At 60.4% G+C, this 19,283-nt stretch carries 17 protein-coding genes; 16 read left to right on the top strand and 1 reads right to left on the bottom strand.

Features of this window, described 5'->3' with window-relative positions:
• The first annotated feature begins 120 nt into the window (after positions 1-120).
• Genes arnB through FFH90_RS15525 form a run of 9 tightly spaced genes read left to right on the top strand, consistent with a single transcriptional unit; the run spans position 121 to position 10,534 of the window.
• On the top strand, positions 121-1,269 hold the full coding sequence (gene arnB / locus FFH90_RS15565) for a UDP-4-amino-4-deoxy-L-arabinose aminotransferase (protein WP_018925835.1): 1,149 nt from the start codon (positions 121-123) through the stop codon (positions 1,267-1,269).
• A complete protein-coding gene (gene arnC / locus FFH90_RS15560; RefSeq protein WP_018925834.1) occupies positions 1,266-2,285 on the top strand; it encodes an undecaprenyl-phosphate 4-deoxy-4-formamido-L-arabinose transferase in 1,020 nt (339 codons plus the stop codon). Before arnB ends, arnC begins: the two co-directional genes overlap by 4 nt.
• Positions 2,282-4,276 (top strand): bifunctional UDP-4-amino-4-deoxy-L-arabinose formyltransferase/UDP-glucuronic acid oxidase ArnA, encoded by a 1,995-nt coding sequence (gene arnA / locus FFH90_RS15555; protein ID WP_018925833.1) that lies wholly within the window; start codon positions 2,282-2,284, stop codon positions 4,274-4,276. The genes arnC and arnA overlap by 4 nt, the downstream gene beginning before the upstream one ends.
• The gene (gene arnD / locus FFH90_RS15550; protein ID WP_111453311.1) at positions 4,276-5,160 is read left to right on the top strand and encodes a 4-deoxy-4-formamido-L-arabinose-phosphoundecaprenol deformylase; all 885 of its coding nucleotides are present in this window, start codon (positions 4,276-4,278) and stop codon (positions 5,158-5,160) included. The genes arnA and arnD overlap by 1 nt, the downstream gene beginning before the upstream one ends.
• Positions 5,157-6,812 (top strand): lipid IV(A) 4-amino-4-deoxy-L-arabinosyltransferase, encoded by a 1,656-nt coding sequence (arnT, locus tag FFH90_RS15545; protein WP_018925831.1) that lies wholly within the window; start codon positions 5,157-5,159, stop codon positions 6,810-6,812. The genes arnD and arnT overlap by 4 nt, the downstream gene beginning before the upstream one ends.
• Positions 6,809-7,153, top strand: coding sequence for a 4-amino-4-deoxy-L-arabinose-phosphoundecaprenol flippase subunit ArnE (gene arnE / locus FFH90_RS15540; RefSeq protein ID WP_018925830.1), 345 nt, complete (start codon positions 6,809-6,811; stop codon positions 7,151-7,153). The genes arnT and arnE overlap by 4 nt, the downstream gene beginning before the upstream one ends.
• Complete coding sequence (gene arnF, locus FFH90_RS15535) at positions 7,150-7,563, top strand: 4-amino-4-deoxy-L-arabinose-phosphoundecaprenol flippase subunit ArnF (RefSeq protein ID WP_138867519.1); 414 nt, start codon at positions 7,150-7,152, stop codon at positions 7,561-7,563. The genes arnE and arnF overlap by 4 nt, the downstream gene beginning before the upstream one ends.
• Entirely contained in the window at positions 7,560-8,939 is a 1,380-nt protein-coding gene (locus FFH90_RS15530) for a UDP-glucose/GDP-mannose dehydrogenase family protein (RefSeq protein WP_018925828.1), read from the top strand. The genes arnF and FFH90_RS15530 overlap by 4 nt, the downstream gene beginning before the upstream one ends.
• Positions 8,912-10,534 (top strand): glycosyltransferase family 39 protein, encoded by a 1,623-nt coding sequence (locus FFH90_RS15525; protein WP_018925827.1) that lies wholly within the window; start codon positions 8,912-8,914, stop codon positions 10,532-10,534. The genes FFH90_RS15530 and FFH90_RS15525 overlap by 28 nt, the downstream gene beginning before the upstream one ends.
• Positions 10,535-10,676: 142 nt before the next feature.
• Here FFH90_RS15525 and FFH90_RS15520 read toward each other — a convergent pair whose 3' ends face one another.
• Complete coding sequence (locus FFH90_RS15520) at positions 10,677-11,642, bottom strand: LysR family transcriptional regulator (RefSeq protein WP_138867518.1); 966 nt, start codon at positions 11,640-11,642, stop codon at positions 10,677-10,679.
• Positions 11,643-11,938: 296 nt separating this feature from the next.
• Between FFH90_RS15520 and argH the strand changes: the two genes are divergently transcribed.
• From argH to FFH90_RS15485, 7 genes are all read left to right on the top strand, one after another.
• Positions 11,939-13,366 carry an argininosuccinate lyase gene (gene argH / locus FFH90_RS15515; protein WP_138867517.1) on the top strand — a complete coding sequence of 476 codons (1,428 nt, stop codon included), beginning with the start codon at positions 11,939-11,941 and terminating at the stop codon, positions 13,364-13,366.
• 145 nt (positions 13,367-13,511) lie between these two features.
• Complete coding sequence (locus FFH90_RS15510; RefSeq protein WP_018929142.1) at positions 13,512-14,390, top strand: amino acid ABC transporter permease; 879 nt, start codon at positions 13,512-13,514, stop codon at positions 14,388-14,390.
• A gap of 10 nt (positions 14,391-14,400) precedes the next feature.
• Positions 14,401-15,165 (top strand): amino acid ABC transporter ATP-binding protein, encoded by a 765-nt coding sequence (locus FFH90_RS15505; RefSeq protein WP_018929141.1) that lies wholly within the window; start codon positions 14,401-14,403, stop codon positions 15,163-15,165.
• Positions 15,166-15,204: 39 nt separating this feature from the next.
• Entirely contained in the window at positions 15,205-16,029 is an 825-nt protein-coding gene (locus FFH90_RS15500; protein ID WP_028940620.1) for an ABC transporter substrate-binding protein, read from the top strand.
• Between the two features lie 139 nt (positions 16,030-16,168).
• Entirely contained in the window at positions 16,169-17,017 is an 849-nt protein-coding gene (locus tag FFH90_RS15495) for a polysaccharide deacetylase (protein WP_138867516.1), read from the top strand.
• The gene (locus FFH90_RS15490) at positions 17,010-17,897 is read left to right on the top strand and encodes a polysaccharide deacetylase (protein ID WP_138867515.1); all 888 of its coding nucleotides are present in this window, start codon (positions 17,010-17,012) and stop codon (positions 17,895-17,897) included. The genes FFH90_RS15495 and FFH90_RS15490 overlap by 8 nt, the downstream gene beginning before the upstream one ends.
• 17 nt (positions 17,898-17,914) lie before the next feature.
• Positions 17,915-19,273 carry an MmgE/PrpD family protein gene (locus FFH90_RS15485; RefSeq protein ID WP_138867514.1) on the top strand — a complete coding sequence of 453 codons (1,359 nt, stop codon included), beginning with the start codon at positions 17,915-17,917 and terminating at the stop codon, positions 19,271-19,273.
• Positions 19,274-19,283: the final 10 nt, after the last annotated feature.

The raw sequence follows: 19,283 nt of genomic DNA, 5'->3' as shown, positions 1-19,283 counted from the left end.
TGTAATTTGTCACAAATTACTGGCAACTGCTTGATGCCGCTTTTGTTTTAGCGTCTACGCTAATGTTGGATCCAACGTTCAAGCCTGATAGTCTAATTTTTTTTCAGTTCCGAGGTGCCCATGAGTCAGGCGTTTCTCCCCTTCTCTCGCCCGAGTATCGGCGATGAAGAAATTGCTGCGGTAGAGCAAGTACTGCGCTCTGGCTGGATCACTACCGGGCCGAAAAACCAGCAACTGGAAGAACACTTCGCCAACTATGTTGGCTGTCGGCATGCCGTCGCATTGTCCTCGGCCACCGGTGGCATGCACATTACTTTATTGGCCTTGGGTATCGGTCCCGGCGACGAAGTCATCACTCCGTCCCAGACCTGGGTGTCGACCGCCAACATGATCTGCCTGCTCGGTGCGACGCCGGTTTTCGTCGACGTTGACCGCGACACGTTGATGAGCGACCTGGAGAGCATCGAAGCGGCGATCACGCCTCGCACCAAGGCAATCATTCCGGTGCATTACGCCGGCGCGGCATTCGACCTCGATCCGCTCTACGCTCTGGCCGACAAACATGGCATCACCGTCATCGAAGACGCGGCTCACGCGGCGGGCACTTTCTATAAAGGTCGGCATGTCGGCGCCCAAGGCACGGCGATCTTCTCGTTCCACGCGATCAAGAACATGACCTGCGCCGAGGGCGCGATGTTCGTCAGCGACGATGAAGCCCTGGCCAATCGGGTACGCATGCTCAAGTTCCATGGCCTGGGCGTCGACGCCTACGACCGCCTCACCCACGGCCGCAAACCCCAGGCCCAGGTGATCGAACCCGGCTTCAAGTACAACCTGGCCGACATCAATGCCGCCATCGCCCTGGTTCAGCTGGAACGCCTGGACGCGATCAACGCCAAGCGCACAGAGCTGGCCCAGACCTACCTGCAACGCCTTGAAGGCCTGCCGGTGCAACCGCTGGCCATTCCGGCCCATGCGCAACAGCACGCCTGGCATCTGTTCATCCTGCGCATCGACGCCGAACGTTGCGGGCTGGATCGCGAGGCGTTCATGAAGGCGTTGCAGGAACAGAACATCGGCACAGGTATTCACTTCATCGCCACCCACCTGCACACTTACTACCGGCAGCGTTTCCCCAACATCTACCTGCCCAACACCGAATGGAACTCGGCGCGGCTGTGTTCGATCCCGTTGTTCCCCGACATGACTACCGATGATGTCGATCGTGTCGTCGGCGCCATTGAAAAAACACTGGACAGAAGCCTGTGAAACCTTATCCGATCCGTTGCGTATCAATCGTCATCCCGGTCTATAACGAGGAGGACAGTCTGCCCGAGTTGCTCCGGCGCACCGAAGCGGCGTGCCAGCAACTGCACCATGACTACGAAATTGTGCTGGTCGACGACGGCAGCCGCGACAACTCGGCGCAAATCCTCGAGGAGGCGGCCAGTCTCGACGGCAGCCCGGTGGTGGCGGTCATTCTCAACCGCAACTACGGCCAGCACGCGGCGATCATGGCAGGGTTCGAACAATGCAAGGGCGACGTGGTGATCACCCTCGACGCCGACCTGCAGAACCCGCCTGAAGAAATCCCGCGGCTGGTGGCTCAGGCCGAACTGGGCTATGACGTAGTCGCCACGGTGCGCAACAACCGTCAGGACTCGGCCTTGCGTCGCTGGCCGTCGAAGCTGATCAACCTTGCCGTGCAACGCTCCACCGGTGTTGCCATGAGCGACTACGGCTGCATGCTGCGCGCCTACCGCCGCACCATCGTCGACGCCATGCTCGCCTGCCGCGAACGCAGCACGTTCATCCCGATCCTGGCCAACAGCTTCGCCCGGCACACCACGGAAATTCTGGTGACCCACGCCGAGCGTGAACACGGCGAATCCAAATACAGCCCGATGCGCCTGATCAACCTGATGTTCGATCTGATCACCTGCATGACGACCACGCCCCTGCGATTGCTGAGCATCGTCGGCTTCGGCATGGCCGGCCTCGGCGTGCTGTTCGCCATCGCGTTGATTGTGCTGCGCATGGCTTTCGGCGCCGGTTGGGCGGGCGGCGGTACGTTCGTCCTGTTCGCCGTACTGTTCGTTTTCACCGGCGGGCAATTCATTGGCATGGGCCTGCTGGGCGAGTACCTGGGTCGCATGTACAGCGACGTCCGGGCACGTCCACGGTTCTTTATCGAAAAAGTTTTACGTAGCACCCCTTCTGCTCCTGCCCCCGTTGTCACCGTTGACGGTCTCACTTCCACTTCTTCAGATCAGGTTCTCTCATGAGTGCAAAAGCTGTTGTCTTCGCTTATCACGATATTGGCTGTGCCGGCATCGAATCCCTGCTTGCCAGCGGTTTCGAGATTGCAGCCGTGTTCACCCATCCCGATGACCCGAAGGAAAATGCGTTCTATGGCTCGGTTGCGCAACTGTGCGCCCGTAAAGGCATCCCGGTGCACGCCCCGGAAGACGCCAACCACCCGCTGTGGATCGAGCGCATCAGCAAACTCAACCCCGAGTACCTGTTTTCGTTCTACTACCGCAACCTGCTGAGCGAACCACTGTTGGCCACGGCCAGCAAAGGCGCCTTCAACCTGCACGGTTCGTTGCTGCCTCGCTACCGTGGCCGCGCACCGGCCAACTGGGTACTGGTCAACGGTGAAACCGAGACCGGCGTGACCCTGCACCGCATGGTCAAACGTGCCGATGCCGGCGCCATCATTGCCCAGGAGCGGGTAGCGATCGAGCGCGCCGACACCGCGCTGACCCTGCACGCCAAATTGCGCCAGGCCGCCAGCGATCTGCTGCGCGACACCTTGCCTGCCTTGCTTCAGGGCAAAATCAGCGAAACCCCACAGGACGAATCCAAAGCCACAGTGTTTGGCCGTCGCACCCCGGCGGACGGCAAACTGGTCTGGAGCAAGCCGGCCGAAGAACTGTTCAATCTGGTCCGCGCCGTGACCCAACCTTACCCGGGCGCGTTCTGTGCCGTGGGCGAGCACAAGTTGATTGTCTGGAGCGCGGATGTCGTCAAGGGCAACGAAGGCCAGGCACCGGGCCGGGTTATCAGCGTCGATCCGCTGCGAATCGCCTGCGGCGAAGACTCGCTGGTGGTCAACGCCGGCCAACGCAACGACAACGGCCTGTACCTCAGCGGTCCACAACTGGCCAATGAACTGGGGCTGGTCGACGGTTCTGTGCTGCGTGGCGCCGAATCGGGCCGTGCACCGCGTCGCACCCGCGTGCTGATCCTTGGCGTCAACGGCTTCATCGGCAATCACCTGTCCGAGCGCCTGCTGCGTGACGACCGCTATGAAGTGTACGGCCTGGACATCGGCTCGGACGCCATCGAGCGCCTGCGCAGCCATCCGAACTTCCACTTCGTCGAAGGCGATATCAGCATCCACTCGGAGTGGATCGAGTACCACATCAAGAAATGCGACGTGGTCCTGCCGCTGGTGGCGATCGCCACGCCGATCGAATACACCCGCAATCCGCTGCGTGTATTCGAACTGGACTTCGAAGAGAACCTGAAACTGGTTCGCTACTGCGTCAAATACAACAAGCGCGTGATCTTCCCGTCGACCTCCGAAGTCTATGGCATGTGCCAGGACGCCAACTTCGACGAAGACAGCTCCAACCTGGTGGTTGGGCCGATCAACAAGCAACGCTGGATCTACTCGATCTCCAAGCAGCTGCTTGACCGAGTGATCTGGGCTTACGGCCAGAAAGGCCTGAACTTCACCCTGTTCCGCCCTTTCAACTGGATGGGCCCACGCCTGGACCGTCTGGACTCGGCGCGTATCGGCAGCTCCCGGGCCATCACCCAGTTGATCCTGAACCTGGTGGAAGGCACGCCAATTCGCCTGTTCGACGGCGGCGAACAAAAACGCTGCTTCACCGACATCGCCGATGGCGTCGAAGCCCTGGCGCGGATCATCGACAACGACAACGATGTCTGCAACGGCCAGATCATCAACATCGGCAACCCGGACAACGAAGCCAGCATTCGTCAGCTGGGCGAAGAACTGCTGCGTCAGTTCGAAGCTCACCCGTTGCGCGACAACTTCCCGCCATTCGCCGGTTTCCGCGATATCGAAAGCAAGGCTTTCTACGGCACTGGCTATCAGGACGTGTCTCACCGCAAACCGAGCATCGCCAACGCCAAGCGTCTGCTTGACTGGGCACCCACCGTGGAGATGAAGGAAACCATCGGCAACACGCTGGACTTCTTCCTGCGCGAGGCCATGCTCGAAATCGCGGACAAAAAACGTTGATGCAGGCAGGCCTTCGAATCGATGTCGACACCTACCGAGGCACCCGTGAAGGGGTGCCGCGGTTACTCGAAATACTCGATGAAGCACAGGTCAAGGCGACGTTTTTCTTCAGCGTCGGGCCAGACAACATGGGGCGCCACTTGTGGCGCCTTATCCGTCCGCAGTTTCTCTGGAAGATGCTTCGTTCCAACGCTGCCGGCCTGTATGGCTGGGATATTTTGTTGGCAGGCACTGCGTGGCCGGGTAAACCGATCGGTCGCGACCTCGGGCACCTGATGCGTCAAGCCCAGGCGGCTGGGCATGAAGTCGGCCTGCACGCCTGGGATCACCACGGCTGGCAGGCCAATGCCGGACGCTGGAGCCAGGCGCAACTGATCGAGCAGATTCGTCGTGGCGTCGACAGCCTCAGTGACATCCTCGGTCAAAAAGTCGAATGCTCGGCATCCGCCGGTTGGCGGGCGGACGAGCGTGTGATCGAAGCCAAGCAAGGTTTCGGCTTTCGCTACAACAGCGATTGTCGAGGCCAGCATATGTTCCAGCCAATCCTGACCAATGGTAGTCTGGGCGCACCGCAGATTCCGGTGGACCTGCCGACCTTCGACGAAGTGGTTGGCCCGACCGTTGCGGCCAAAGACTTCAACACCTTCATTCTTGAGCGGTTCTCCCCGCAAAAACTCAATGTCTACACTGTCCATGCCGAAGTAGAAGGGATTCTGATGGCCAACGATTTTCGCCAATTATTGGCCGATGCTCGCCAACGTGATATTCATTTCCAGCCCTTGGGCAATTTGCTTCCCGACGCCCCCGCCATCTTGCCGAAGGGCCGGGTTGTACGCGGCACCCTTGAGGGTCGCGAAGGTTGGCTAGGGGTTCAAGGCGCATGAGCAAACCCTGGGCATTGCCGTTATTACTGGTCGTTCTGCTGCTGGCGTACTTGTTGCCACTGGGCACCCACGGCCTATGGATTCCCGACGAAACCCGTTACGCCCAGATCAGCCAGGACATGCTCCTGAGCGGTAACTGGGTGTCGCCGCATTTCATGAGCCTGCGTTATTTCGAAAAGCCCATCGCGGGCTACTGGATGATCGCTATCGGCCAGGCGCTGTTTGGCGACAATCTGTTTGGCGTACGTATTGCCTCGGTGCTGAGTACCGGGCTGAGCGTGTTGCTGTGCTACCTGATCGCTCACCGGCTGTGGAACGAGCCGCGCAAGAGTTTTGCCTGTGCGCTGCTGTACATGAGCTTTGCGATCATCGCCGGGCAAGCCGGCTACGCCAACCTCGATCCGCAATTCACCTTCTGGGTAAACCTGAGCCTGGTGGCTTTGTGGTTTGCGCTGGACAGCACCAGCCGTGGCCAGCGTCTGCTCGGCTGGACTGTACTGGGGCTGGCCTGCGGCATGGGCTTCATGACCAAAGGCTTCCTCGCCTGGGCGTTGCCGGTGTTGATCGCCCTGCCCTGGGTGCTCTGGCAGAAACGCTGGCGGGAACTGCTGACTTACGGCCCGGTGGCGATTATCGTCGCCATCGCGGTGAGCCTGCCGTGGGCCTTGGCGGTGCACGCGCAGGAACCCGATTACTGGCGGTTCTTCTTCTGGCACGAACACATTCGCCGCTTCGCCGGGGATGACGCCCAACACGATGCGCCATGGTGGTTCTACCTGCCGCTGCTGGTGGCGTTCAGCCTGCCATGGGCGGCGTTGCTGCCATCGGCGCTGAAACAGGCCTGGCAGACCCGGCGTCAGGCCAACATCGCTTTCCTGCTGCTGTGGTTGCTGATGCCCTTGCTGTTTTTCAGCCTGAGCAACGGCAAGCTGCCGACCTACATCATGCCCTGCCTGCTGCCTCTGGCGTTGTTGCTGGGCCATGCCCTGGCGGACCGACTGAAGCTGGAACAAGGCCGGGTGCTGGGGATCAATGGCCTGCTGAACATGACGCTGGGCCTGATCGTCCTGATTGCGCTGGTTTATCTGCAACTGAAAAAACCGCTGTACACCCACGAACTGCACAACCTGGTATTGGTGTTCATCGGGTTGATCGGCTGGATCATGGCCAACCTGCTGCAGGCCTTCCGTCCCTTGCAATGCTGGGCGGCACCGGCTTTTGGCAGTTTGCTGCTGATCGGCGTGCTGCCGGCCGGCATGCCGGATTCGGTGGTGGCGAACAAGATGCCCGACCAGTTCATCCTCCAGCACGCCCCGGAACTGGCGCAGACCGACAAGCTGTTGAGCAACGACCTGGGCGCTGCCTCGGCCCTGGCCTGGCGCTTGAAACGCCCGGAGGTGGCGTTGTACAACACGATAGGCGAATTGAAATACGGCCTCGACTATCCTGATCCAGATGCAATACAGCAACGGGTCGATCTCGAGCACGTGCAACAGTGGATGCGCGAAGCGCGTCAGAGTGGTTCGGTCGGCGTGGTGATGCGGGTCAAAGGGGATGACGAACTGCAAGAAATCGAACTGCTGCCCAAGGATGGCAAACGTTATGAACAAGGCAACCTGGTGATCCTGATCTTCCCCCGGGATGCGTCATGAGCCTGTTGCTGCTCCTGACCGCCTGCCTGCTGACTTGCCTTGGCCAGATCGCCCAGAAGTACGCCGTGGAAAGCTGGCGTGGCAAGACCTCGGGTTGGGGCGAGAAACTGCGTTCGCCCTGGCTGTGGCTGGCGCTCGCCTCTCTGGGGCTGGGCTTGCTGGTCTGGCTGCTGGTGTTGCAGCGCCTCGAAGTCGGTATCGCCTATCCCATGCTCAGCCTGAATTTCGTGCTGATCACACTGGTCGCCCGTTTCGTCTTTCACGAAGTCATCGACCGCCGTCACTGGTTGGGCGTGGCCCTGGTGATTGGTGGCGTGGCGTTGCTGGGGCAACACGCATGAGCCTGCGTCGCGGAATCGCCTTTACCATGGGCAGCGTAGTGCTGGGCACCGCCGCGCAGTTGGGCATGCGCTGGAGCATGACTCGCTTGCCACATCCCGAACAGTGGCTAGCGGCCTTGAGCAGCGGCAGTGTCGATATGCCCGCTGTGATTGTCGTGCTGGCCGCCATCCTCGCCTATGCCGTGTCGATGCTCACCTGGCTCGCCGCCCTGCGGGATGTGCCGCTGGGTCGGGCCTATTCGCTGCTGAGCATCAGCTACGCGCTGGTGTATGTGCTGGCCGCCAGCCTGCCGCTGTTCAACGAATCCTTCAGTCTTTCAAAAACCCTGGGAGTGGCGCTGGTCATCCTGGGGGTCATTACTATTAATTCTCGACCTGCTCGCGCGCCCGAACTTAGGAGTGCATCATGAAAATCAGTGTATTTGGTAGCGGTTACGTTGGTCTGGTGCAAGCCGCCGTCCTGGCTGAAGTCGGCCATGACGTAGTGTGCATGGACATTGACGAAAAAAAAGTTGCGTTGCTGCAACAAGGCCACGTCAGCATCTTCGAGCCGGGGCTGGCCAGCCTGGTGCGTGAAAGCCTGGATGCCAAGCGGCTGCACTTCACCTCGGACGAAAAGTTCGCGGTGCAACATGGCCAGGTGCTGTTCATCGCCGTCGGCACACCGTCCCGGGAGGATGGTTCGGCGGATCTGCAATACGTGTTGTCCGTGGGTGAAGCGGTCGCGCGTCATCGTGAACAGCCGGTGATCCTGGTGGAGAAATCCACGGTGCCGGTGGGCACCGGCGATACGCTACGCGCCCATATCGACCAGTACCTGCTCAAGGCCGGCCGTCAGCTGCAGTTCGATATCGTTTCCAACCCGGAGTTTTTGAAAGAAGGTTCGGCCGTGGCCGATTGCCGGCGCCCGGACCGCATCATCATCGGCTGTGAAGGCGATGAAGTGCGCGACGTGATGCGCGACCTCTATGCACCGTTCAACCGCAACCATGACCGCGTCATGTTCATGGACCTGCGCAGCGCCGAGCTGACCAAATACGCCGCCAACTGCATGCTGGCGACCAAAATCAGCTTCATCAACCAGATCGCCGAACTGGCCGAACACCTGGGTGCCGACATCGAATCGGTACGGCTGGGCATCGGTGCCGACTCGCGTATCGGTTACCACTTCATCTACCCCGGCTGCGGTTACGGCGGCTCGTGTTTCCCCAAGGACATGCGCGCTCTGATCCACAGTGCCGAAGAAGCCCACTGCAACAGCGACCTGCTGCAAGCGGTGGAAGCCATCAACGAGCGGCAGAAACACAAATTGTTCGAACGCATCAACGCGTTCTACAAGGGTGATTTGCGCGACAAGACCTTCGCCGTTTGGGGCCTGGCCTTCAAGCCCAACACCGACGACATGCGCGATGCGCCGAGCCGGGTGCTACTGGAATCGCTGTGGGCTGCGGGGGCCAATGTACGGGCGTTCGACCCGGAAGCCATGCAGGAAACCCAACACCTTTATCCTGACGAACCGAAGCTGATGCTCATGGGCACGCCGGAATCAGTCCTTTCGGGTGCCGACGCCTTGATCATCTGCACCGAATGGCAGCAGTTCAAGGCGCCAGACTTCGACCTGATCCAGCAACGCCTGAATGCACCGGTGATTTTCGACGGACGTAACCTGTACGACGCAGAGCGCCTGGCCCGCAGCGGCTTCCTGTATTTCCCGATGGGCCGTGGTGAATCCCGCAAATTGCCAATTCCCCTTCAGCAATGGCCATCGGCCTCAGGCGTCGCGTGAGTACGGTATCGCCCGGCATTCGTCGGCAGTCCTTAGGGTTCGGGCTGCTGACGTTCATGCTGTTCATCGCGGGGGTCTATCAGCAAACAGCAATCGGTTTCGATTCGCGGTTCGTGCTGTTCGCCCAGGAGATGCTGCGCCACGGGCCGTCGTTTTTCCCGACCACCTATGGCCAGCCCTATGCCGATTACTCGGCGCTGTCTACGGTGTTTGTCTGGCTGTTGTCCCTGCCGTTCGGTCAGGTCAATAGCCTCACCGCGTGGTTGCCGACTGCCATCGGCGCTGCGGTGATCGTCACGTTGATGTACCGGTTGGTCGCGCCCTGCTCCACACGCTGGGCGCTGCTGAGCATCGCGTTGATGTTGCTCACCAGTACATTTGTCACTGAAACCCGTGCCGTGTCCCAGGACCTGATGCTAGCGGCCGTGGCCTTTTCGGTGTTCTACCTTGGGTACGCCGCCGATCATTTCGCGATGCCCCGTCGGTGGCCGCTGATTTTTGTGCTGCTGCTGTTGGGCTTCGGGATTCGCGGGCCGATCGGGCTGGTTATCCCCACCGGTATGTTGTGCAGCTACTACCTGCTCAATCGCCAATGGTCACGGTTGTTCGGTTTTGGCCTGTTGGCGGCGGTGTTGTTGGTGGTGTGCGTCGGCGCGCTGCTGTGGCTGGCCGAAGCCAGTGGTGGAACGGCCTTCATGCATGACGTGGTGCGCATGCAGTTCATGGGGCGCATGGACGGCAGTGAAGGCGTCAGTGGCTCGCTGTATTACTTCACCGCTTCGTTTGGCAACTATGCGCTCGCTTATCCATTGGCACTGCTGGTATTGGCCGCGGTCTGGCTGACGAATCCACGGCAGGCAGGTCCGGCATTACGCTTGTTGCAATACTGCACGGCGGCCGGGTTGATCGTGATGATTGGCTTATCGATTCCCCAGGCGAAAAAGGCCCGTTACCTGCTGCCGATGCTGCCCATGGCGGCGATCATTGCGGCGTACCCGTTTCAGGTGGCGCAAGGTCGGGTATTCGGTTGGTTGCGGGGTTTGATGCAAGGGCTGTGGCTGGTGATACCGGGGGTGTTGATTGTCGCATTGCTGATCATTCAGCGGCGTCTGCCAGCACAACCTCCTGCCTTTGTGCCGGTATTGATCGTGCTTGCGGCTCTGCAAGTCATCACACTGGCGGCTTGGTTCCGCGCTCACTGGCGAGCCGAGGTACTGGCCTGTTGCGCAGTCCTGGCGCTGTGGTCGGTTTATATCCTGGTGTATGAACCGGTCGAACGTCAGCTTTACGACACGCAAGCCTTCAGTCGAGCCGCGTTCGCAGAGATTCAAAAAGCGCCGGCGCCGTTGGTGCTGCACGGCATGGGCAAAGACGCCAAGGCGATCAAGTTCATGGTCAATATCGAGCAGGACTTTCAACCGGTGTTCACCGAATCGACACAGGAACTGGAAGCCCTCTCGGGGCCGGCCTGGCTGATGATGGACCGAAACGACTACAACGCCCTGCAAGGCACTCCGCTGGGTGCCCAGCCACCGGTATTGAGCGGACGTTTCGATAAGAACGATTTCGTATTGCTGCACACGCCGCCCTTGTAGGAACTGCCGTAGGCTGCGATCTTTTGATGGTTTCGATGTTGCTGAAGAGCAAGATCAAAGATCGCAGCCTGCAGTAGCTCCTGCGTATCCATGTATTGTCCTTTAGTTACTGTTAACCACACTTGAACGCCTACGTTTGAGGTTAAACCGGCGCCTTCAAATCCACCCCCAGCGCCTGGGCAAACGCCTTCACCAACGGACTGCGCACAGTGTTGTGGCGCAGGATCAGATTGAACGGCGTGACGATGTTGATCAGGTCCGGACGCACCGCCCGAAACTGTCCCTGAGCCACCAGGTTTGCCACGTAATGCTCGGGCAGAAAACCGACGAAACGCCCCGTCTTGACCAGCAGCGCCACAGCTTCCACTTGAGTCGCCGAAGCGGAAAAGCTGTCGTAGCGGGCAAAGTTCAGTTTGTCCCGATGGATCGCGTAGCGGTGGTTGATGCACTCGTAATCCTGCAGCACATTGCCGCCCATGTCCGCCTCCGGCACCGAGAACAGTGGATGACCGACGGCGCAATACACATACGAGCGTTCTTCATACAGCGGGAAGTAATCGAACTCTTCTCTTTTTTGATAAACCGGCACGATCCCGGCCACTAACCGCCCCTCGACCACACCTCTTTCCACCTCATCTAACTGGGAGGCCTGAAGTTGAAATCTTACTTTCGGCGACTCTTCATTTATTCTTCTAAGCGCCGCAACTAACGGAGAATTCGAGTCCGTAATTGTATTATCAATGACGCCCACCCCAAGGTCGCCAATAAGTTCATTCTGCGCCGAACTAAGCCGATCACGAAAGTTATCGACCGAGGCAAATAAATCGATCGACGCCTGATACACCAGGCGCCCTTCTTCGGTCAGGTGAAACCCTTCCCGCCCCCGGGTACACAGGCGCATGCCGATGCGAATCTCAAGGTCGGAAATCTGTTTGCTGATGGCCGCCAAGCCCACGTTCAGCTCATTCTGCGCCGCACTGAAGCCGCCAGCCTCGACCACGGCCTTGAATACTTTGAGCAGTTTGAAGTCCAGGCCGCTGAGGGCCAACGGCGCCCGATGTACCGTTTTTAACGGCGGGTTTCCGGAATTGGAAAGTGGGGTTTCCATAATGCTTATTTACCTCTGGCGCCCTATTCAACAACCTGTGCCCAACAACAAAAACAGTGCTGGCTAATAATAATGAACACAGAAAACAAGGCTTGGCAACCGTTAATAAATTCCGCCGATCAGTGCCAACTCACTGATTTCGAACTATTAAAAGCTGACACTTCGATCAGCTCTCGCCCTTTAGCAACTGCCCTCTTGAACACTGCTTGGCCATGACCACACCCGAATAATTTCCGGGAAGTGTTTCAGGCTCTGCACACCGATATCAGTTCGCGTTACCGACGAGGAAAACAACAATGTCTCAAACCACCGACCGTCTCTGGGGTGCCCGCTTCAAGAGCGGCCCGTCCGAAGCCTTGGCGGCGCTGTCCCGTTGCCCCGAGCGCTACTTTCGCCTCACCCCGTACGACCTCGCCGGCTCCAAGGCGCATGCCCGGGAATTGCAGCGCGCCGGTCTTCTGAGTGAGCAGGAAACCCAGACCATGCTCGACGCCCTGCAGCGCATCGGTGATGACTTCCGTGCCGGCAGCATCGCGCCGACCCTGGATGACGAAGACGTGCATACCTTCATCGAGCGCCTGTTGACCGAACGCCTCGGCGCACTGGGCGGCAAGCTGCGCGCCGGCCGTTCGCGCAACGACCAGACCGCCAACGACCTGCGGCTGTTCCTGCGTGATCACGTCCGTACTTTGGCCGTTGAAGTGCTGGCCTTGCAGCAAGCGCTGGTGGAGCAGGCCGAGCAACACGTCGAAAGCATCTGCCCGGGCTTCACTCACCTGCAACAGGCCCAGCCGATCGTCTTCGCTCATCACTTGCTGGCCCACGCCCAATCGATGCTGCGCGATGTGCAGCGTCTGGTGGACTGGGACGCGCGCACCTCGCTGTCGCCACTGGGTGCGGCGGCCATGGCCGGTTCCGCCATCGCTCGCCTGCCCCAGCAGTCGGCCAAGGAAATGGGCTACAGCGGCGTGTGCGAAAACTCCATCGACGCCGTGGCCAGCCGCGATCACGTCGCCGAATTCCTGTTTATCGCCAGCATGCTCGGGATCAACATTTCCCGCCTCGCCGAAGAATTCTGCCTGTGGTCGTCGCGACAATTTCGCTGGGTCGCGCTGGACGATGCCTACGCCACCGGCAGTTCGATCATGCCGCAGAAGAAAAACCCGGACATCGCCGAACTGGCCCGGGGCAAGGCTGGCCGCTTGATCGGCAACCTGACCGGCCTGCTCTCGACGCTGAAATCCCTGCCGCTGTCCTACAACCGTGACTTGAGCGAAGACAAGAACGGCGTGCTCGACAGCGTCGACACCCTGCTGCTGGTGCTGCCGGCCATGGCCGGGATGGTCGCGACCATGAAGGTCAACGTCGAAGAACTGCGCCGTCAGGCACCACTGGGTTTCACCCTTGCCACCGAAGTCGCCGACTGGTTGGCGATGCGCGGCGTGCCGTTCAAGGAAGCGCATGAAATCACCGGCGCATTGGTCCAGGCCTGTGAGAAACACGACATCGAACTGTGGGAAGCCTCACCGGCGCTGCTGGCCGAGATCGATCCGCGCCTGACACCTGAGGTGCGCGACAGCCTGACCCTCGAAGCCGCCATCGCCGCCCGCAGTGGCTGGGGCGGTACCGCGCCGCAACAGGTGCGCGAGCAGATCGGCCGACTGAAAACCGCCCTTGTCGCGCAGCAAGAGTGGACCGAGAACTATCAGGGCTTCCGCCTCTGATAGACAACGCAAAACCTTGTAGGAGCCGGCTTGCTGGCGATGGTGTGTCAGCTGAATTGATGTCGACTGACACTCCATCGCCAGCAAGCCGGCTCCTACAAGGGGATTGTGCTTGATCTGAAAGAACAGTGTACGGAGAACCAACATGAGCCAGACACAGGCAGAACGACTCCAGGCGGAGCGCAAACTGGCGGAAAACCAGTTCGATATCACCCAGTACCAACACGTGCCACGGCGTTACTACGGGCGGATTTTCTTCGCCAGCGTCATCGTGATCGCGATTATTGGCCTGGTACGAGCCTTCGCCGAAGGCAAGATCGAATGGTCGTACATCGGCCAGTTCCTCACTTCGCAAGCGATCATGTGGGGCTTGCTCAACACCATCGTCATGGCGGTGCTGGCGATGGCGCTGGGCATTGTCTTCGGGGTGATCACGGCGATCATGCGCATGTCGGCCAACCCGATCCTGCGCTATGTGGCGCTGACCTACACCTGGCTGTTCCGTGGCACGCCGCTGATCCTGCAGCTGTTGCTGTGGTTCAACCTGGCGCTGATCTTCCCCACCATCGGCATTCCCGGCCTGTTCGAAATGGACACCGTGAGCCTGATGACGCCCTTCGTAGCCGCCCTCCTCGGCTTGAGCATCAACCAGGGCGCCTATACCGCCGAAGTGGTGCGTGCCGGCCTGTTGTCGGTGGACACCGGCCAGTACGAAGCCGCCAAGTCGATCGGCATGCCGCGCCTGCAAGCCTTGCGCCGGATCATCCTGCCCCAGGCCATGCGGATCATCATTCCGCCGGTCGGTAACGAGTTCATCGGCATGGTGAAAATGACCTCCCTGGCGAGCGTCATCCAGTACTCGGAGCTGCTCTACAACGCGCAGAACATCTACTACGCCAACGCCCGCGTGATGGAGCTGCTGATCGTCGCCGGTATCTGGTACCTGGCCACGGTCACCGTGCTGTCCTTTGGTCAAAGCCGTCTGGAGCGTCGTTTCGCTCGCGGCGCCGGCAAGCGTTCTTGAGGAATCCGACATGAGAAGCATCGTCAAGGCCGTGAGCCTGAACAAGTATTACGACCATTTCCACGCGCTCAAGGACATCAACATCGAAGTCGAGCAAGGCGAAGTGCTGTGCATCATCGGCCCGTCCGGCTCCGGCAAAAGTACCCTGCTGCGCTGCGTGAATCAGCTGGAAAAAATCGACAAGGGCGGCCTGTGGGTCGACGGCGAACTGGTGGGTTACCGGATCGTCGGCAACAAACTGCACGAGCTCAACGAATCGCAGATTGCCCGCCAGCGCCTGGCCACCGGCATGGTGTTCCAGCGTTTCAACCTGTTCCCGCACATGACTGTGCTGCAAAACATCATCGAAGGGCCGTGCCAGGTGCTCAAGCGTTCGCCCAAAGAGGCGCACGAAGAAGCCGTGGAACTGCTCGCTCGCGTCGGCCTGGCCGACAAGCGCAACAGCTACCCGATCGAACTGTCGGGTGGTCAGCAACAACGTGTCGCTATTGCCCGTGCATTGGCCATGCGCCCCAAGCTGATGCTGTTCGATGAACCCACTTCGGCACTCGACCCGGAACTGGTCGGAGAGGTGCTGTCGGTGATGCGCGATCTGGCGCAAACCGGCATGACCATGATCGTCGTCACCCATGAACTGGGCTTCGCTCGCGAGGTTTCCAACCGCATGGTGTTCATGGACGGCGGGCAGATCGTGGAGGCTGGAAGCCCCGAAGAAATACTAATAAGTCCGCAAAACCCACGCACCCAAAGCTTCATTTCTGCCGTTCGAACCTAAGCGCCCTTTGGCGCTCACAACACTCATAAGAGAACGACCATGAAGAACCTAGTAATCCCAGCAGTACTTGCCAGTGTCCTGGCATCCGGTTTCGCCTTCGCTGCCGAGTTGCCGGCCAGTATCAAAGACAAGGGCGAGATCGTTGTTGCGATCATGCCGAACTACCCGCCGATGGATTTCAAGGACCCGGCCACCAACACCCTCACCGGCCTTGACTATGACCTGGGCAACGCCCTGGCCGAACGTCTGGGCGTGAAGATCAAATGGCAGGAAACCGGCTTCGAGCAAATGATCAACGCGCTCACGACCGACCGCGTGGACATGGTGCTGTCGGGCATGACCGACACCGCCGAGCGTCAGGCCAGCGTGACCTTCGTCGATTACTTCACCAGTGGTCCGCAGTTCTACACCTTGCAGAAAAACAAGGACACCAACGAGATCGTCGACTTGTGCGGCAAGAAAGTCGGCACCAGCCGCCGTACCACCTTCCCGGCGGAAATCGCCGCGTGGAGCAAGGAAAACTGCGAAGCCGCCGGCAAACCCGCGATCAACGTGATCGGCACCGAAGGCTCGGCCGACGCCCGTGCGCAATTGCGTCAGAGCCGTATCGACGCGGCCATGCAAGGCAGCGAAACCCTGCCGTACCTCAAGACCCAGGAAAAGGACATGTACAAAACCGTGGGACTGCCGATCTCCAAGCAGTTCTCGGGCATGGGTGTGAGCAAGAAAAAACCTGAGCTGAGCGAAGCGGTGAAAGTCGCGTTGCAAAGCATGATCGATGACGGCAGCTACCAGGCAATCCTGAAGAAATGGGACCTGGAACTGGGCGCGATCAAGACCGTGACCATCAACGCCGGCAAGTAATGCTTGCCCTGTAGGAGCGAGGCTTGCCCGCGAAGAGGCCCTGCCAGTCAACTTTGACGTTGAATGACACACCGCTTTCGCGAGCAAGCTTCGCTCCTACAGGGTCTGTGTTTTATCTATGGATGAAGGGAGCGCCACGATGTCCTCCTCGCTGCAACCCACCTGGCCCGACCAGCACCAGGCCTGCCTCGCCCTGGCCTTCGACCTCGATGGCCCCACCGGCGATGCCATGCTTAACGGCTCGATCTGGCGCAAGCCCGAGTATTTCGGTTTCGGCGGTTACGGCCCCTATCGGGCGCTGCCGCGGATTCTCGATCTGCTGGATGAGTTCCGCATCCCGACCACGTTTTTCGTTCCGGCCTGGGTCGTGGAGAACTGGCCGAAACAGTGCCAGGCGATTGTCGAGCGCGGGCATGAGGTGGCCTATCACGGCTACAAACACGAATCTTTTTACGCCCTGACGCTGGAGCAGCAGAAGGACGTGATGCACAAATCCCGCGAGGTGTTCTGGAAGTACCTGAACATCCGCGCTGAAGGTTTCCGCACTCCATCGGGCGACTGGCGGGCCGAAACGCCGGCCATGCTGGTGGAAGCCGGCGTGACCTATTCCAGCAGCATGCGCGGCGATGACCGGCCCTACCTGGTCAAGGTGCCGGGCTTCGATACACCACTGGTGGAAATCCCCGGCCGCTGGGAAATGGACGACTACGCTTCCCTCGCCTACACCCGCGCACCGGACTTCCCTTCCGGGCTGGACCGAACCGCCAGCTACGAACTGACCCTCAATAACTGGTGCCGCGAGTTCGATGGCGCCATGGCTGAAGGCCTGTGCCTGACCACCCTGTTCCACCCCAAGATCAGCGGCAAACCGGGCCGCATCCTGTTACTGGAAAAACTCTTCGAACACATGCGCCAGCGCGACGACGTGTGGTTCGCCACCTGCCGCGATGTCGCCCACTGGTGGCTGAAGGAGCATCACCATGGCTGATTCCATTGTCTGGCCCAACGGCTACCGCTGCGCCGTGGTGCTGACTGTCGATTACAACGACATCCACGGCATCCTTACCCAGGCGCCGGAAGTCGCCGGGCGCGACAAGACCTTGTCGGTGTGGCGCTACGGCACCCAGCGCGGGGTCGAGCGTTTGCTTGGCGTGTTCGCAGAACTGGGGGTTTCCAGCTGCTGGTTCGTGCCCGGCATCGTCGCCGAGGAAAACCCGCAACACCTCCGGGCGATCCAGGCCGGCGGGCACGAGATTGCCTGCGCCGGCTACCGCCATCAGCACTACGACAACCTGACCCTGGCCGAGCAAAGCGCCGAAATCGCCAAGGGCTGCGCGGCCTTGAGCGCGCTGACCGGTCAGCGGCCGACAGGCTTTCGCATTCCCGCCGGCAATGGCGCACCGGGCTTCATCGAGGCGTTGCGCGAGCACGGTATCCGTTGGTCCTCGTCATGGCGCGGCGATGATTTGCCCTTCGCCCACCCGACGGCGCCCGAGGTAATCGAACTGCCGTTGCACTACGAACTGGAGGACGAGCCCTATTTCGCCTTCAACCTCAGCCCGGCGGTGCCACCGGCGCAATCGCGCATCGCCTCTTACAGCCACACCCTTGGCAATCTGAAGATGGACTTCGCCGGGTTTCACCGATTCGGCTTGTGTTACGTGCTGCGGCTGCACCCGGAAATCATCGCCACGCCAGGGCGGATCGGCGTGTTGCGCGAATTGCTGCAAAGCATTCAGCAGCACGATGACGTGTGGATCGCCACCGGTGCCGAAGTGGCCCAGTGGTGGGCAGAATCGGCAGCGCCGGTGACTGAGGATCACCCGGCCGCTGTGTACGAGCGTCATTATCGGGATTACGGCGTATGAGAGATCAGGATGGGGTTATGCGAATGGCGCGGCTGGCGCAGTTCTGCGTCGATACCCGTTTCGAAGATTTACCCGCCGCGTTGGTGGAGCAAGCCAAGCGGCACATTCTCGACACCTTCGGCGCAGCCCTGGCCGGAGCCGGCAGCGATGTCGCCAGACAGGCGCGTCAGGTGTTCAAGGGGGAAGCCGGCAGCACGTTGGTCTGGGGCACCGGTCAGCGAGTCGGCGCGGCGCAAGCCGCCATGCTCAACGGTATCGCCGCGCATGCCCTGGAGCTGGACGATACCGGCGGCTGCGACCATTCCGGCGCGGTGGTGCTGCCGGCGGTGATGGCAGCGTTGTCGATGTCAACGCTATCGGTTTCTGAAGCGTCAATTGATGGTCGCGAACTGATCACTGCCGTGGTGATCGGCTACGAAATCGGCCGTCGGGTGCTCGAAGCCTGCGGCAGTTACTCGGCCCACAACGGCGCCGGTTGGCACTCCACGGCGACGTGCGGAGTGTTTGGCGCGGCGGCGGCCAGTGCACGGATTCTGGGGCTGGATGCACAACAAACCTTATCGGCACTGGGCATCGCCGGCAGCTTCAGTGGTGGTCTGTGGGCGTTTATCCATGACGGCTCGCAAAGCAAAAGACTCCACAGCGGACGCGCCGCCGAAGGTGGATTGCTGGCCGCGCGGTTTGCTCAACAAGGCATCACCGGCCCGACAAAACTGTTCGATGACGTCTGGGGCGGTTTCCTCAAGACCCTCGCGGCGGACACCGCCGCGCCCGAGGCGTTGGACGCCGAACTGGGCCACGTATGGAAACTCGCGCGCTGCTCGATCAAGCCCTATGCGGCTTGCCGTGGGACCCATTCGGCGATTGATGCATTGGGCTTGTTGCTCAATCAATTGCAGATCAGCGCCGATCAGATCGAGGACGTTCAGGTGTCGCTGTGCGGATTCCTTCAGGACATGTGCGGTGGCCAGGACGTCAGCACGTTGCCGGCGGCGCAGATGAGCCTGCGTTATGCCCTGGCGGCCCGGCTGGTCCATGGGCATTGCCGGTTGGAAGCCTACGACGATGAACAACGCCGCCACCCGCGGATTGCGCACTGGATGTCGCGTATTCGCCTTGAAGTCGACCCGCAACTGTCCGAGGATGGCGAGCCTGTCGTCAGCGTGCGGACCGTGGACGGTCGGCAAGCAAGCCTGTGCGTTGAGGTGCCCTTGGGTGCTCCGGGCAATCCGCTGAGTGATGCGGCGCTGGAGGAGAAATTCTTCAGCCTGGCCGGGCGGGTGATACCGCTACAGCAGGCAAAAGAGCTGCTGGAGCAGTTGTGGCGGCTGGAAGAACTGGAGTCGGTTCGGGCGCTTGATCGGTGGCTGAGTTGAGCCTGGCGTT

Origin of the sequence: Pseudomonas sp. ATCC 43928 (assembly GCF_005938665.2) — a bacterium.
In the GTDB taxonomy this organism is placed as follows: domain Bacteria; phylum Pseudomonadota; class Gammaproteobacteria; order Pseudomonadales; family Pseudomonadaceae; genus Aquipseudomonas.
The sequence above is the reverse complement of the archived record's forward strand: the minus strand, read 5'-3'. Positions and strand labels throughout refer to the sequence as shown.